The sequence below is a fragment of the Aliigemmobacter aestuarii genome (assembly GCF_004799285.1).
GTDB lineage: Bacteria > Pseudomonadota > Alphaproteobacteria > Rhodobacterales > Rhodobacteraceae > Aliigemmobacter > Aliigemmobacter aestuarii.
The window spans coordinates 1-15096 of the sequence record NZ_SSND01000001.1 but is presented as its reverse complement, the minus strand read 5'-3'; the positions used below and the strand labels follow the sequence as shown (position 1 = coordinate 15096).

General features: G+C 65.0%; 15 protein-coding genes and 1 pseudogene. 4 read left to right on the top strand and 12 right to left on the bottom strand.

All coding sequences use genetic code 11. The features are described from left to right. Positions 1-25: 25 nt before the first annotated feature. Complete coding sequence (locus tag E7811_RS00075; RefSeq protein ID WP_168732886.1) at positions 26-2002, bottom strand: vWA domain-containing protein; 1977 nt, start codon at positions 2000-2002, stop codon at positions 26-28. Between the two features lie 170 nt (positions 2003-2172). Between E7811_RS00075 and uvrA the strand changes: the two genes are divergently transcribed. Further along, complete coding sequence (gene uvrA, locus E7811_RS00070) at positions 2173-5031, top strand: excinuclease ABC subunit UvrA (RefSeq protein ID WP_136392578.1); 2859 nt, start codon at positions 2173-2175, stop codon at positions 5029-5031. A gap of 86 nt (positions 5032-5117) precedes the next feature. Here the strand turns inward: uvrA and E7811_RS00065 are convergent, their stop codons facing one another. The 8 genes from E7811_RS00065 to E7811_RS00030 all read right to left on the bottom strand — a co-directional run bounded on the left by E7811_RS00065 (position 5118) and on the right by E7811_RS00030 (position 12048). Continuing rightward, the gene (locus E7811_RS00065; protein ID WP_136392577.1) at positions 5118-5321 is read right to left on the bottom strand and encodes a YgaP family membrane protein; all 204 of its coding nucleotides are present in this window, start codon (positions 5319-5321) and stop codon (positions 5118-5120) included. 112 nt (positions 5322-5433) lie between these two features. Further along, positions 5434-6096: a Crp/Fnr family transcriptional regulator gene (locus tag E7811_RS00060; protein ID WP_136392576.1), complete on the bottom strand. Its 663-nt coding sequence runs from the start codon at positions 6094-6096 to the stop codon at positions 5434-5436. Between the two features lie 139 nt (positions 6097-6235). Continuing rightward, positions 6236-7108, bottom strand: coding sequence for a 3-hydroxyisobutyrate dehydrogenase (gene mmsB / locus E7811_RS00055; RefSeq protein ID WP_136392575.1), 873 nt, complete (start codon positions 7106-7108; stop codon positions 6236-6238). A 4-nt stretch (positions 7109-7112) separates the two neighbouring features. Beyond that, positions 7113-8150, bottom strand: a complete 1038-nt coding sequence (locus E7811_RS00050) for an enoyl-CoA hydratase/isomerase family protein (protein ID WP_168732885.1) — start codon at positions 8148-8150, stop codon at positions 7113-7115. Then, positions 8147-9292 carry an acyl-CoA dehydrogenase family protein gene (locus E7811_RS00045; protein ID WP_136392574.1) on the bottom strand — a complete coding sequence of 382 codons (1146 nt, stop codon included), beginning with the start codon at positions 9290-9292 and terminating at the stop codon, positions 8147-8149. Before E7811_RS00045 ends, E7811_RS00050 begins: the two co-directional genes overlap by 4 nt. Positions 9293-9511: 219 nt before the next feature. Next, positions 9512-9961 carry a hypothetical protein gene (locus E7811_RS00040; RefSeq protein WP_136392573.1) on the bottom strand — a complete coding sequence of 150 codons (450 nt, stop codon included), beginning with the start codon at positions 9959-9961 and terminating at the stop codon, positions 9512-9514. Further along, positions 9952-10458: a hypothetical protein gene (locus tag E7811_RS00035; RefSeq protein WP_136392572.1), complete on the bottom strand. Its 507-nt coding sequence runs from the start codon at positions 10456-10458 to the stop codon at positions 9952-9954. The genes E7811_RS00040 and E7811_RS00035 overlap by 10 nt, the downstream gene beginning before the upstream one ends. A gap of 90 nt (positions 10459-10548) precedes the next feature. Further along, a complete protein-coding gene (locus tag E7811_RS00030) occupies positions 10549-12048 on the bottom strand; it encodes a CoA-acylating methylmalonate-semialdehyde dehydrogenase (RefSeq protein ID WP_136392571.1) in 1500 nt (499 codons plus the stop codon). A 111-nt stretch (positions 12049-12159) separates the two neighbouring features. On the opposite strand from E7811_RS00030, the gene E7811_RS00025 reads away from it, so the two are divergent. Next, on the top strand, positions 12160-13077 hold the full coding sequence (locus E7811_RS00025) for a LysR family transcriptional regulator (protein ID WP_136392570.1): 918 nt from the start codon (positions 12160-12162) through the stop codon (positions 13075-13077). On the opposite strand, the gene E7811_RS00020 is transcribed toward E7811_RS00025, so the two are convergent. Continuing rightward, the gene (locus tag E7811_RS00020; protein ID WP_136392569.1) at positions 13052-13357 is read right to left on the bottom strand and encodes a hypothetical protein; all 306 of its coding nucleotides are present in this window, start codon (positions 13355-13357) and stop codon (positions 13052-13054) included. The two genes, E7811_RS00025 and E7811_RS00020, sit on opposite strands and share 26 nt — an antisense overlap. 122 nt (positions 13358-13479) lie before the next feature. On the opposite strand from E7811_RS00020, the gene E7811_RS00015 reads away from it, so the two are divergent. Together E7811_RS00015 and coaD are read left to right on the top strand one after the other, a co-directional pair. Then, the gene (locus E7811_RS00015) at positions 13480-13914 is read left to right on the top strand and encodes a CBS domain-containing protein (RefSeq protein ID WP_136392568.1); all 435 of its coding nucleotides are present in this window, start codon (positions 13480-13482) and stop codon (positions 13912-13914) included. 86 nt (positions 13915-14000) lie between these two features. After that, entirely contained in the window at positions 14001-14495 is a 495-nt protein-coding gene (coaD, locus tag E7811_RS00010; protein WP_136392567.1) for a pantetheine-phosphate adenylyltransferase, read from the top strand. A 120-nt stretch (positions 14496-14615) separates the two neighbouring features. Here the strand turns inward: coaD and E7811_RS17840 are convergent, their stop codons facing one another. Together E7811_RS17840 and E7811_RS00005 are read right to left on the bottom strand one after the other, a co-directional pair. Further along, entirely contained in the window at positions 14616-14783 is a 168-nt protein-coding gene (locus E7811_RS17840; RefSeq protein WP_168732884.1) for a hypothetical protein, read from the bottom strand. 186 nt (positions 14784-14969) lie between these two features. After that, a pseudogene (locus tag E7811_RS00005) lies at positions 14970-15096 on the bottom strand (erythrose-4-phosphate dehydrogenase); the annotation flags it as partial.

Below are 15096 nucleotides of genomic sequence, written 5' to 3'. Positions count from 1 at the left end.
CGAAAGATGCGGCGGCGGGGCGGTGTCACTCCACCGTCAGGGGCACAGTGGCCAGCGGAACCTCGTCGCGGCCGAGGTAATAGACCACCTCGTAGGCGCCCGGTTCCTCGGGCAGGCGCACCTTCACCTGCGGCTCGCCGCGCACATACTGATAGGTCACATAGCCGCCTTCGCCCGCTTTCGCGATGGCGATGTAGTCGCGGTCATAGCCGGGGCCGGTATGGGCCACGGTGATCTCGGTCGCCTTTGGCGCGCTGGCGGGGGCCGTCAGCGCCACCACGTGGCCTGACAGCGTGACGGGCTGGCTGGCGAGGATCTTTTCCTTGTCGCCCGCCGCAATGTAGCGGATCTCGTAGGTGCCCGGTTCGCTGTGCAGTTCAAGCTCCAGCGGGTTGCCTCGGTTGGCATAGGTGTAGCTGACGTAATCGCCCGGCTCGCTGCCCGGAATGGCCAGCGAGATATAGTCGCGATCGGCACCGGGGCCTTCCCAGGCGACCTCGACCACCTGGCCGATCTTCGCTTCGGCCGGGCCGCTGACCAAGGACTTCGCCTCAAGCACCCGGATCGGGCGGCTGGCAAAGATCGTATCGTCCTGGCCAAGGATATAGCGCACCTCGTAGTCACCCGGATCGACCGGCAGTTTCAGTTCCGCGGGATTGCCGCGGTTGGCATAGACATAAGTCACATATTCGCCGCCCTTCGCGCCGGGCTTTGCGATGGCAATGTAATCGCGGTCATAGCCGCCCGCGGTCCAGTCCACCTTGATCGTCGTTCCGGCCACGGCCTCGTCGGGGGCCGAGAGGCCGCCCGCGACCGCGACCACCGTGATCGGGCGGGTGGCCAGAACCACATCCTCGTTCCCCGACTGCCAGATGTAGCGGATTTCATAGCTGCCGGGCTGGGTCGGCATCACCAGTTCGCCCGGATTGCCGCGATTTGTGTAGACATAGTTGATGTACTTGTCGTCCTTCTGGTCGGAGGTGGCGACCGAAAGGTAATCGCGATCCCCGCCGGGGCCTTTCCAGTCCACCTTGATCGTCGCGCCCGCGTCGGCCTGATCGGGGGCGGCCAGCGTCGCGCCCGGCCGATAGGGTTGCAGCACGAGGATCACCTCTTCGCTTTCCCCGTCGGTCAGTTCGACGGCGGCCTCGGCAGTCGCCTCGTCGATGATGCGCAGCACCGAGACGGCATATTGCCCCGGCGAAAGCTCCTTGCCTGCCTCCGCGATGGCGGCGGGGTCCTCGTCTGTCTCGCTCTCGGGGGCAGTCAGGAACACCTTGATCCCGTCAAGGATCTGCGGCCCGGTCTTCGACCCTTCGCGCACCGTCACCCGCAGGCGCGCGGGCAGGGGGGCCACGGGCTCTGCCGGTTCGGCGGCAACGACCTGGGTCAGCGCCTCGGCCAGTTCGGCGGCGTTCGAGGCCCCGCGATACTGGCCGCCGGTGTTTCCGGCCAGGCATTGCAGCTGCGCCTGCGCCTGCGGGTCGCCCGCCACGTCGAAGCCAACCACATGGGCGGTGAAGTTGACGCCCGCCTCTTCAAGCGCGGCCGCGGCGGCACAGGGATCGGGGTTGCAGGTTTCGATCCCGTCCGAGACGAGAATGACGGTCGCCGCCTCTTCTGTGTATTTCAGCGCCTCGGCGGCCGCCACGACCGCATCGGTCATCGGGGTCTTGCCCCTGGGCTTGATCGCCATCACCGCCGCGCGGATCGCCTCGCGCGTGCCGGGGCCGGGGGGCACCACTGTTTCAATGTCGGTGCAGTCGCCCCTGGTGCGGTGGCCATAGACCGTCAGGCCCAGATTCTGGCCATCGGGCAGCGTGTCCAAGAGCGTGCCCACGACATCCTGCGCGATCTGGATCTTGGCCGTGCCGTCGATCTGGCCCCACATCGAGCCCGAGGCATCCAGCACGAGGATCGTGTTCGGGGCTTCGCCGGTTTGCGCGCTGGCGGTGGCAACAGTGGCGACAGTGAAAATCGCTGCGGCAAGTGTCTGTTTCATCTCAAATGACCTGTGGCGTTTCATCCTATGGCCGAGAGGCTAACCCGTCAGCGGATTCCCGCAACTGCTAATCCCGCCACGCTGTCATTGTTCATTGTTTGTTCACATATTTTGATTGGAGACTCGCTGAACATGCCCTATCTAGGCGCTGAGGTCCCGGGGGCAGTGTCATGGCCGAACAGAAGTTCATCGAAGTGCGCGGCGCGCGCGAACACAATCTGAAGGGCGTGGATCTGGACATCCCGCGCGACCGGCTGGTTGTGATCACCGGGCTGTCGGGTTCGGGCAAGTCGTCGCTTGCGTTCGACACGATCTATGCCGAGGGCCAGCGCCGCTATGTCGAAAGCCTGTCGGCCTATGCGCGGCAGTTCCTCGACATGATGGGCAAGCCCGATGTGGACCACATCAGCGGCCTTTCCCCAGCGATCTCCATCGAACAGAAGACCACGTCGAAGAACCCACGCTCGACCGTGGGCACGGTCACGGAAATCTACGACTACCTTCGCCTGTTGTTCGCCCGCGTCGGCACGCCCTATTCCCCCGCGACCGGCCTGCCGATCACCGCGATGCAGGTGCAGGACATGGTCGATGCGGTCATGGCGATGGAGGAGGGCACGCGCGCCTATCTGCTGGCGCCGATCGTGCGCGACCGCAAGGGCGAATACCGCAAGGAATTCCTTGAATTGCGCAAGCAGGGGTTCCAGCGCGTCAAGGTGAACGGCGCCTTCTACGATCTTGAGGAACCGCCCACCCTGGACAAGAAGTTCCGTCATAACATCGACGTGGTGGTCGACCGGATCGTGGTGCGCCCGGACATCGCCACGCGGCTGGCCGACAGTTTCCGCACCGCCCTGGACCTGGCCGACGGCATCGCCGTTCTGGAAACCGCCCCGGCCGAGGGCGAGGGGCAGCGCACCACATTCTCGGAAAACTTCGCCTGTCCGGTGTCGGGCTTCACCATTCCGGAGATCGAGCCGCGCCTGTTTTCCTTCAACGCGCCCTTCGGGGCCTGCCCGTCCTGTGACGGGCTGGGGGTGGAGCTGTTCTTTGACGAACGCCTCGTCGTGCCGGATCAGAACCTGACCCTGCTGCAGGGGGCGCTTGCGCCCTGGGCCAAGTCGAAATCGCCCTATTTCACCCAGACGATCGAGGCGCTGGCAAAGCATTACGAATTCGACCGGAAGGCCAAGTGGAAGGACCTGCCCGCCCATGTGCGGCAGTTGTTCCTGTATGGGTCCGGCGACGAGGAAATCACCTTCCGCTATGACGAGGGCGGGCGCATCTATCAGGTGGCGCGCGTGTTCGAGGGGGTGATCCCGAACATGGAACGCCGCTACCGCGAGACTGACAGCGCCTGGGTGCGCGAGGAATTCGAACGCTATCAGAACAACCGCGCCTGCGGCACCTGCGGCGGCCACCGCCTGAAGCCCGAGGCGCTGGCGGTCAAGATCGCGGGGCTGCATGTGGGCGAGGTCGTGCAGATGTCGATCCGCGAGGCCCATGCCTGGATCGGAACCGTCCCTGAAAGCCTGACCAACCAGAAGAACGAGATCGCCCGCGCGATCCTCAAGGAAATCCGTGAACGCCTTGGTTTCCTTGTGAATGTGGGCCTGGATTACCTGACGCTGTCGCGCAACGCCGGCACCCTTTCGGGCGGGGAATCGCAACGCATCCGGCTGGCCAGCCAGATCGGCAGCGGCCTGACCGGGGTGCTTTATGTGCTGGACGAACCCTCGATCGGGCTCCACCAGCGCGACAATGACCGGCTGTTGACCACGCTGAAGAACCTGCGCGATCAGGGCAATACGGTGCTGGTCGTGGAACATGACGAGGATGCGATCCGCGAGGCGGATTACGTCTTTGACATCGGCCCCGGCGCGGGCGTGCATGGCGGGCAGGTCGTGGCGCGCGGCACACCGGCCGAAATCGCCGCCGATCCGGCCAGCCTGACCGGACAATACCTGTCGGGCACGCGCGAGATTGCGGTGCCCAAGGTCCGCCGCAAGGGCAGCGGCAAGAAGCTGACCGTGGTGGGCGCCACCGGCAACAACCTGAAAGAGGTGACGGCCGAATTTCCCCTGGGCAAGTTCGTCTGCGTCACCGGCGTTTCCGGCGGGGGCAAATCGACCCTGACCATCGAAACCCTGTTCAAGACGGCGGCGATGCGGCTGAACGGTGCGCGCGAGACGCCCGCCCCCTGCGAGACGATCAAGGGGTTCGAGCACCTCGACAAGGTGATCGACATCGACCAGCGCCCGATCGGGCGTACGCCGCGGTCCAACCCCGCCACATATACCGGGGCCTTCACGCCGATCCGCGACTGGTTCGCGGGACTGCCGGAATCGAAGGCGCGCGGCTATCAACCGGGGCGGTTTTCCTTCAACGTCAAGGGCGGGCGCTGCGAGGCCTGCCAGGGCGACGGCGTCATCAAGATCGAGATGCACTTCCTGCCTGATGTCTATGTCACCTGCGAGACGTGCAAGGGTCATCGCTATAACCGAGAAACTCTAGAAATAAAGTTCAAAGGCAAGAGTATAGCGGATGTTCTTGAGATGACGTGTGAAGATGCGCGCGAGTTCTTCGGCGCGGTGCCGTCGATCCGCGAAAAGATGGACGCGCTCTGCGAGGTGGGCCTTGGCTACATCAAGGTCGGCCAGCAGGCGACCACGCTTTCAGGCGGCGAGGCGCAGCGCGTGAAGCTTTCCAAGGAGCTCAGCCGCCGGGCGACGGGGCGCACGCTGTACATTCTGGACGAGCCGACCACCGGCCTGCATTTCGAGGATGTGAGGAAACTTCTGGAAGTGCTTCATTCCCTTGTGGAACAGGGAAATACGGTGGTGGTGATCGAACACAACCTCGACGTCATCAAGACTGCCGACTGGATCATCGACATCGGGCCCGAGGGCGGCGATGGCGGCGGTCGGATCGTGGCGACCGGAACGCCCGAGGATGTCGCCAAGGTGGAAGCAAGCCATACCGGCCGCTACCTGAAGGACATGCTGAACCCGCGCCGGGTGGCGGCCGAATAGCAGGGTGGGCGCAATGAAAAAGGGCGGCCGAAAGGCCACCCGTCACTCGTACCACAAACCGGAGTCCCGGCCGGTTGCGCGGGTGATCACTTCTTCATCGGGCAGGTGTTGATCCCGAAGATCGAATAGGCGGGGCAGCTTCCCATCAGGCCGGTGGCCAGCGGGATGATCCCGATCAGATAGAGCCAGCGCATGGAGGCATCGGCGTTCAGGAAAAAGCCCGCGAGCAGGGCAAGGCCCACGACGATGCGCAGGATGCGGTCGATGCCGCCGACATTTGTCTTTAACATGGTGTTCCCTTTCCAGTGACAGGTCCGCCCGTGGCGGTCGCGGGGTGACGTTAGCCGAATCGCCACCTTCTGTATGTGATCTTATCACTGAATGGCGTCTGTCCGACGTGCTTTACACTTCCGTGTCGCCGATCTCGGCCAGAACCAGCAGGGCGTCCGGGTCCTTCAGCCGGATCAGCCCACGTTCGGTTGCCACCAGCCCGCGCCGGGCCAGCATGTCAAGCCGCCGCGACACCACCTCGCGCGCCGAACCGATGCGCTGCGCCAGATCGGCCTGGGTGGCGCGCACCTCGCCCGCCTCGGCCAGGTCCAGCAGCGCTCGCGACAGCCGCGACTCCACGGTCTGGAAGGCCACGCGTTCCAGCATCCGGGTGATCGATCCCATCCGCTGCCCGAAGGCGCGAAAGACATAGCGGCGGAAATCCGGTGCCTCGTCCATCAGGCTGAGGAACAGCCTGCGCGGGATGGTGACGGCATGGACCTCGGTCGCGGTGACGGCCTCGCCGGCATAGTGTTCGTCGGCCAGAAGGCCAAGCGTCGTCTGCACGCAGCTTTCGCCCGGTTCCACCGCATAAAGCAGGATGCCGCGCCCGGTGGGGCCGTGCAGGAACACCTCGACCCGGCCCTGAAGCACGACGGCAAAGCCGGTGGCCCGGTCACCGGGGCGAAAAAGAACCGTCCCCTGCGGCAGCGCGCGCGGCGACAGCGCCCCAAGGGCCGCGATCTGGGGTGGCGAAAGACTGGCAAGCTGCGGCGCGGACTGAACCCATGACATGCCCTCGGACATAACGATGATTCCGCGATCCGCCAAGGGGGTGTGACGGCGCGGTCGGTCATGGCGTGTTGCGATCCGCTCCCCGTCCGTCAGGCCCGCCCGCCAGATCCGCCCGCCAGACCCGCCCGCCAACCTACCATCAGCCCCGTCCGCGCGCCTCGAACCGCGGCAGCATGGCCGAAAAATCCATCCCGCGGCCATTCTCGTCCTCGACAAAGCGGCGATAAAGTTCGGCAGCAAGCTGGCCCATCGGTGTATCGGCATCCGCCGCCGTTGCGGCCTGCTGCGACAGGTTCAGGTCCTTCAGCATCAGTTCGGCGGCGAAGCCGGGCTTGTATCCGTTGTCGGCGGGCGATTTCGGCCCCACGCCGGGCGCCGGGCAATAGGCGTTCATCGTCCAGCTGTAGCCCGACGATGTGCTGACCACGTCGAACATCTTCTGCCGGTCCAGGCCCAGCTTGTCGGCCAGCGCGAAGGCCTCGCAGGTGGCGATCATGGTGACGCCGAGGATCATGTTGTTGCAGATCTTGGCCGCTTGCCCCGCGCCTGCGTCGCCGCAATGCACGGCCTTCTGGCCCATGATGTCGAAAAGCGGCCGGACGGTTTCGAAGGCCGCCGGGCTGCCGCCTGCCATGAAGGTGAGCGTGCCCGCCGTGGCCCCGCCGACGCCGCCTGAAACGGGCGCATCCAGTGCGCCCAGGCCCGCCGCCGCCGCCTGAGCCGCAACTGCGCGGGCGCTTTCCACATCGACGGTGGAACAGTCGCAGAGGACGGCACCTTTCCGCATCGCCGGGATCACCTGATCGGCGACCGACCGCAGGATCGCGCCATTGGGCAGCATGGTGATGACCACATCCGCGCCCGTCGCGGCCTCGGCGGCGCTGGCCGCAGCGGTCACGCCCGCAGGCATCGGCGCGGTCAGGTCAAAGCCCGCCACACTGTGGCCCGCGGCCACCAGATTGGCGGCCATCGGGCCGCCCATGTTGCCAAGTCCGATGAAACCGATCTGCATGGGATCACTCCGTGAAAGTCAATGTCTGGGGGCCAAGCGGCATCAGCATGCGGCTGACATCCACCGGGGGCACGGCGGCGGGATCGTCGTGGCGCCATCGCGGGGAGCGATCCTTGTCGATGATCGCGGCGCGGATTCCTTCGAGGAAATCGCTGTGTTCCTGTGCGCGGAAGGTAAAGCGGTATTCCATCTCCAACGCCCGGCGCAGGGGCGGGGCCTCGCCCAGACGGTGCTGCATCTCGACGGTGCAGGCTGCTGCAAGGGGCGAGACGCGCGCCAGCGCCTTGAGAGCACCCGCCGCGAAGGGGCTGTCATCGGCACGCAGGCTGCGGACGATGTCGCCCAGGGTTTCGCCGCCAAAGTGGCGGTCGATCTGCGGCAAGAGGGCGGGCAGGCCGGCATCGGGGGCAGGGCGGGCAAAGCGCTCGATCGCCGCCACATCGCCCGTGCAGAGTTCCGCAATCAGCGCGGGCCAGTCGGCCTGCGGGACGAAAGTATCCGCGAAGCCGGCAAAGATCGCGTCTCCTGGCCCCATCCGCGTGCCAGTGGTGCCAAGGTATTCACCCAACCGCCCCGGCGCCAGGGCAAGCAGGAACGACCCGCCAACATCCGGCACAAGGCCGATGCCGCATTCCGGCATGGCCACCTGCGCGGTCTCGCCCACGATGCGGTGGCTGGCGTGGCACGACACCCCGACGCCGCCGCCCATGGTGAAGCCTTGCATCAGGCTGACCACGGGTTTGGGGAATTCGGCGATGCGCGCATTCATGCGGTATTCGTCGCGCCAGAAATCCTGTCCGAAATGGTATTCGCCCGCGCGGCCCTTGGCATAAAGCTCGGCAATGTCGCCGCCCGCACAAAACGCGCGGTCGCCGGCCGCGTCGATCACCACCAGATCGACCGAGGGATCGTCGCGCCAGCCGATCAGGGCCGCATCCAGCGCAAGGCACATCGGGTAGGTCAAGGCATTCAACGCCGCCGGGCGGTTCAGCGTCACGCGACCGGCGCGCCCCTCGATGCGGATCAGGATGTCGTCACTCACCCCCGCGCCTCCAGCATCTGGCGGCTGACGATCAGTCGCATGATCTCGTTCGTGCCCTCAAGGATCTGGTGCACGCGCAGATCACGCACGATCTTTTCGATCCCGTAATCGGCCAGATAGCCATAGCCGCCATGCAGTTGCAGGCACTGGTTGGCCACGTCGAAGGCGGCATCGGTCACATACATCTTGGCCATAGCGCAGAATTTCGTGGCGTCAGGGGCGGCATTGTCCAGTTTCCACGCGGCCTGCCGCAGGAAGATACGGGCCGATTGCAGTTTCACCTCCAGTTCCGCCAGCCGGAATTGCAGCGCCTGGAACTGGTCCAGCGTGCGGCCAAAGGCACGGCGTTCGCCCATATAGGCCAGCGTTGCATCAAGCGCCGCCTGCGCGCCGCCAAGGGCGCTGGCCGCGATGTTCAGGCGGCCCCCGTCCAGCCCCGCCATCGCATAGGCGAAACCGCGCCCTTCCTCGCCGATCAGGTTGTCGGCCGGGGTGGGGCAGTCGTCGAACTGCACCTGACGGGTGGGTTGGGCGCGCCAGCCCATCTTGTCCTCCAGCCCGCCGAACGAAAGGCCCGGCTGTCCATCCTCGACGATCAGCGCCGAAATCCCCTTCGGCCCGTCGCCGCCGGTGCGCGCCATCACGACATAGGCATCCGAATAGCCCCCACCCGAGATGAAGGCCTTGGTGCCGGTCAGCCGCCATCCGTCATTCGTGCGTTCGGCGCGCGTGCGCAGGGCGACCGCGTCAGACCCCGATCCGGGTTCCGTCAGGCAGTAGCTATAGACCTTGTCCATCGCGCAAAGGCCCGGCAGCACACGGGATTTCATTTCGGGGCTGGCGAACTTGTCGATCATGCCGCCGCACATGTTGTGGATCGACAGGAACGACCCCACCGCCGGGCAGGACATCGCCAGAGCCTCGAAGACCAGCGTGGCATCCAGCCGCGACAGGCCCGAGCCGCCGTATTCGTCCGAGACATAGATCCCGCCAAGACCAAGCGCCGCGACCCTTGGCCACAGGTCTTTCGGAATGGTGCCCTCGGCCTCCCACTGGCGGGCGAAGGGGGCGATGTTTTCCTGCCCGAAGGCAAGGGACATGTCAAAGATCGCTTCCTGTTCCGGGCTCAGGGCAAAATCCATCGGCGTCCTCCCGCGCATGAATTGAACGCATGTTTAGTTTTCAAACCTTGCAGGAGTTTTGCAAGCCCGAAAGAGCGCGCGATGTGCAGGGCGCGTGCATGACAGTGAACGCCGGGCCGGTGGTCGGGCCGTGCACCCCGTGGCGATCCGGCAGAGCGGATCCCGAAAAGGCCACGGTCGGTTAGGATGCGGAATCTGGCGGTCAGCTGCGGACGGGGATCACTCTGCCGCCGGGGGCCGCTGTTCGGCGGCGTCCTGCGTGGCAAGAAGCGAACCGATCCGGTCTTCGGGCAGGCCCAGGACGCGCATCACGTCGGTTTCGTCCTCGAGCGCGACCAGAAGCGCCCAATCCAGACCCTCCCACGACTTGCGCACCATCTGCACCATTTCCTGCCCTGGCCGCGTCGGGGCGAAATAGACGAACATCTGGTCCGTCGGGCCGCGCGGGAATTCCTCCATCAGCCGCGCCTGCATGGCGAAGAACTTCGGGAAATCGCGTTCGTATCCGGTGACGCGTGACAGGTCGATCAGATGCCGCATGGTCGGGCGGAAATCCGGGTGCCGGCCGCATTCCGCACCACGCTGGATCGTCTCGTCGATCCCGGCGAACCCGGAATAGGTGACGACCACCAGATCGTGCCGTGGCAGGATCGTGAAGGTCACAGGCATGTCGCACCCCCCTCTGGACGTTTGTTTTTCCCGGTCTGGGGAACGGCAACCGGGGCGGCGGATTCGTTCGGCTGCACGGCACCGGCTTTCGTCAACAGTTGCGAGATCCGGGTTTCTCGCAGGCCGAGGATCGACAGCGCGCCTTCCTCGTCCTCTTGCACGACAAGGCGCACATGCGCGGTTTCGGCCCAGGATTTGGCCACGGTCTGCGCCATTTCCTGACCGATCCGTGTGGGCGCATACCACAGCACGATCGTCGGCTCCTCGATCACGGGGAAATCGTCCAGAACCTTGGCCTGCATCGACAGAAGCGTGGGAAAGACCTTTTCAAACCCGGTGATGGCCGAGACATCCACCAGATGACGCATGCCGGGCCGAAATGCCGGGTGGCGCGCGGCTGCGGTGATGGCCGCCATCGATTCACCCATGCCGACATGGCCCGAGTAGGTGAACAGCACAAGACCGTGAACGGGCAGGGGCAGGAAGGAAACCGGCATGATGATCGTAAGATGTTTGCGCGCGCCTCAAGCAGTGGAGGCGCGCACGTCTTGTGTCAAACTTTTTCTTTTTTTCCGGCTGGCTTGGCGTCAGTCCATCGCCTTGAAGTTGAAGGCCGAGCCTTCCTTGATTCCGGACGGCCAGCGCGAGGTGATCGTCTTCGTGCGGGTGTAGAACCGGAAGGCGTCGGGGCCGTGCTGGTTCAGGTCGCCGAAGCCCGATTTCTTCCAGCCGCCGAAGGTGTGATAGGCCAGCGGAACCGGGATCGGCACGTTGATACCGATCATCCCGATGTTGACGCGGTTGGCGAAATCGCGGGCGGTGTCGCCATCGCGGGTGAAGATCGCCGTGCCGTTTCCATATTCGTGGTCGATGGCATAGCCGATCGCCTCTTCATAGGTCTTGGCGCGCACGGTCGACAGCACCGGGCCGAAGATCTCTTGCTTGTAGATCTCCATGTCGCGGGTGACGTTGTCGAACAGGGTCGGGCCGACGAAGAAACCGTTTTCATAGCCCTGCAGCTTGAAGTTGCGGCCATCGCAAACCAGTTTCGCGCCCTGTTCCACGCCCGAGGTGATCAGGCCCTTCACACGTTCCATGGCGGCGCCCGTGACAAGCGGGCCGTAATCCACATCGTTCCCGGCGGTCCACGGGCCGACCTTCAGCTTCTCGATCCGCGGGATCAGCCGTTCGATCAGCGCATCGGCCGTCTTGTCGCCCACCGGCACCGCGACCGAGATCGCCATGCAGCGTTCGCCCGCCGCCCCATAGCCCGCGCCGACCAGCGCATCGGCGGCCTGATCCATGTCGGCATCCGGCATGATGATCATGTGGTTCTTTGCACCGCCGAAGCACTGCACGCGCTTGCCGTTCGAACAGCCGCGGCCATAGATGTATTCGGCGATCGGGGTCGATCCGACAAAGCCGATCGCGGCAATGGTCGGGTTGTCGAGGATCGCATCCACCGATTCCTTGTCGCCGTTGACGACCTGCAGCACGCCGTCGGGCAGGCCCGCTTCCTGGAACAGCGCCGCCAGCATCAGCGGCACCGAGGGGTCACGTTCGGACGGCTTCAGGATGAAGGCATTGCCCGCCGAAAGGGCCGGGCCCATCTTCCACAGCGGGATCATGGCGGGGAAGTTGAAGGGCGTGATGCCCGCCGCCACGCCGACCGGCTGGCGCATCGAATACATGTCGATGCCGGGGCCCGCGCTGTCGGTGAATTCGCCCTTCAGAAGATGCGGTGCGCCGATGCAGAACTCGATCACCTCAAGCCCGCGCTGGATGTCGCCCTTGGCGTCGGGGAAGGTCTTGCCGTGTTCGGACGACAGCGCCTCGGCCAGCTTGTCCATGTCGCGGTTGATGAGGCGGACCATCTCCATCATCACACGGGCGCGGCGCTGCGGGTTGGTGGCGCCCCAGGCCTTCTGCGCCTCGGCGGCATCGGCGACCGCCTGGTCAAGCTCTGCCTTCGTGGCCAGCGCCACGCGGGCCTGAACCTCGCCCGTGGCGGGATTGAACACATCGGCGAAGCGGCCGGACGTGCCCTTGACCAGCTTGCCATTGATCCAGTGACCGATCTCTTTCATGGAGTCCTCCCATAATGCTGGCAGCATAATAGCCTTGCATTTTCGCCGAACAAACAAGCAAGTTGTCAAAAAGGTTTTGCATTCCTGCAAAGGATGGGGACGCGGTCGGAAATGGCTGACTGGGATGATCTGCGCCTGTTTCTGGCGGTGGCGCGCGCCGAAAGCCTGAGCGGGGCAGGGCGGCAGCTGCGGCTGGACCCGGCCACCGTGGGCCGCCGCGTCGCGCGGCTGGAAGAGGCGCTGTCGGCGCGGCTGTTCGTGAAATCGCCCCAGGGCTATGCGCTGACGGAAGACGGGCAGCGGCTTCTGGACCATGCCGAACGGGCCGAACAGGCCATGCTGGCCGCCTGGGAAGAGCTGCGCGGCGGCGGCGGGGATGGCGGGCTGTCCGGGCAGATTCGCATCGGCGCGCCCGACGGCTGCGCCAATTATCTTCTGCCGCAGGTGCTGACGGAAATCTGCGCGGAAAATCCGGGGCTTGAGGTGCAGGTGGTCGCCCTGCCGAGGGTCTTCAACCTGTCGCGGCGCGAGGCCGACATGGCGATCGGCGTCAGCCGCCCCGAGGCCGGACGGCTGACGGTGCAGAAACTGACCGATTATCGCCTGTCGCTGGCTGCCGCGCGCGGTTATCTGGCGGCAAGTCCGCCGATCGAAGCGCCCGAGGATCTGCGCGGGCACCGGATGGTGGGCTACATCCCCGACATGATCTTCGACAAGGAACTGGATTACCTGTCGGGCATCGCACCGGGGCCGGTGGCGCTGACCTCGAACTCGGTCTCGGTGCAGCTGAACCTGTTGCGCGCGGGCGCGGGCCTGGGTGTGGTGCACGACTTCGCGCTGCCCGCTGCCCCCGAACTTTGCCGGGTGCTGCCCGACCGGATCGCGCTGACGCGCAGCTTCTGGCTGATCCGGCATGTCGATGACGGGCGCGTGGACCGGCTGAACCGTTTTGCCGCGCGCCTCGTCGATGGGACGCGTCGCGAATTGCAGCGGCTTGAGTCGCTCAGCCGGGCGGGGGCGTCAGGCTGATCCCGTGCCGGCGGCAGAACCACAGGAACAGCGGTAGTTCCATCGCCATCAGCGTCAGAAGCGAAAAGACGAACCAGTTGGCCTGAAACAGGATCAGGTCGAACCGCTGGCCGCTGCCCCAGTACAGAAGCCCGGCGACCAGAAGCGCCGCCCCCGTGATCGCCAGATCGCCCTTGGCCAGGGCCTCGGCGGTCTTTTCTTTCATCGCCGGGTAGGCGAACAGATAGGCAAAGGCCAGAAAGCAGGCGTTGACGATCAGCAGGACAGCTTCGGGCGGCATCTGAGACCTTTCCTTCGGGAACATCCCCGCATGTGTTGGTGCGGGCAACTCAATACAACTCTTGACATAAAGTATCGTCAGGTGAACGCTTTCAACAACAGTCTTGCGCAAGGGAGGTGCCCATGCTGGTGCAGCAGATCCTGAAGTCGAAAGGTGACGAGCGGGTGTTCACCATCCGGCCGGGGGCTTCGGTTGCCGAAGCGGCCCAGGTGCTTTCCACCAACCGGATCGGGGCGGTGATCGTCTCGCCCGATGGGCGCAAGGTGCAGGGCATCGTCTCGGAACGCGACATCGTGCGCGAACTGGGGCGCCGCGGCACCGGATGCCTGACCGACAAGGTCGATAACATCATGACGGCCAAGACGGTGGGCTGCGCGCGCACCGACAGCGCCGACCAGGTGATGGAGATGATGACCAACGGCCGTTTCCGCCACATGCCGGTGATGGAAGGGGGCGACATGGTCGGACTCATCTCGATCGGCGATGTGGTCAAGGCGCGGCTTTCCGAACTGGCGATGGAAAAGGACGCGCTGGAGGGGATGATCAAGGGCTTCTGACAGGATGCCGCAGCGCGGCGGATTCGCACTTGCATCCGGCTGCGCAATAATGTTGCGTGTGCGCGGAACCTGAAACGGGGGGCATCATGCGCATCGGCCTTTACCCTGGCACCTTCGACCCGATCACCCTCGGGCATGTCGATATCATCCAGCGCGCGATGGCCCTGGTGGATCGCCTCGTGATCGGGGTGGCGATCAACCGCGACAAGGGGCCGCTGTTCAATCTCGAGGACCGTGTCGCGATGGTCGAGGCGGAATGCCGCGAAATCGCCGACCGCACCGGGGGCGAGATCGTCGTGCATCCGTTCGAGAACCTGCTGATCGACTGCGCCCGCGACGTGGGCGCGGGGATCATTGTGCGGGGTCTCCGGGCGGTCGCGGATTTCGAATACGAATTCCAGATGGTGGGAATGAACCGCGCGCTCGACGCCTCGATCGAGACGGTGTTCCTGATGGCCGATGCCCGGCGGCAGGCCATTGCCTCGAAACTGGTGAAGGAAATCGCCCGCCTTGGCGGCGACGTTTCGAAATTCGTGACCCCCCCGGTCGAAACCGCACTGAAGGCGCGGTTCCGCGGCTAGGTTCCGGGTCAATTGTTCGGGTCAATTGATCGGGGGAATTGACGGGGCGACCCTACGGCCGATAGGCCGCCCCACGGCTCTGCAACGCCTCCCCAGTCGGGCGGAGAGCCGATCCTTGCGTCACACCTCGCCGTAGACGGCGCGGCGCGCGATACGATCCGCGTCGCCCGGGTAGATCCCCAGATCCAGCGCCACATCCAGCGGCATGCGGGCGATTTCGTCGCGGGTGCTGATGTAGCGGGCGCGCTGTTCCAGCGTCCGGGTCAGCAGGGTGAAGAAATGCGTCATCGGTGGTGTCCTTTCCTGCGGGGTCTGCTTTTCCTCCGCTTGCGGACATCAGATGGGGGCTGGTGTTAGCGTTAACAACTGTGAATAGGGGAAATGCCGCATTGCAGAAAATGCATGGCTAGCCGTGCATTCACGGCAATCGGGCGCCTGAAGAGGCGCCCGCAAATAGCCGAATTATCGTTGATTTCAGATCAATCTGCCCATGGCGACGGCGGTGTCGGCCATGCGGTTCGAGAAGCCCCATTCGTTGTCGTACCAGGCGAGGATGCGGCACATGGTGCCTTCCATCACGCGGGTCTGGTCCATGTGGAAG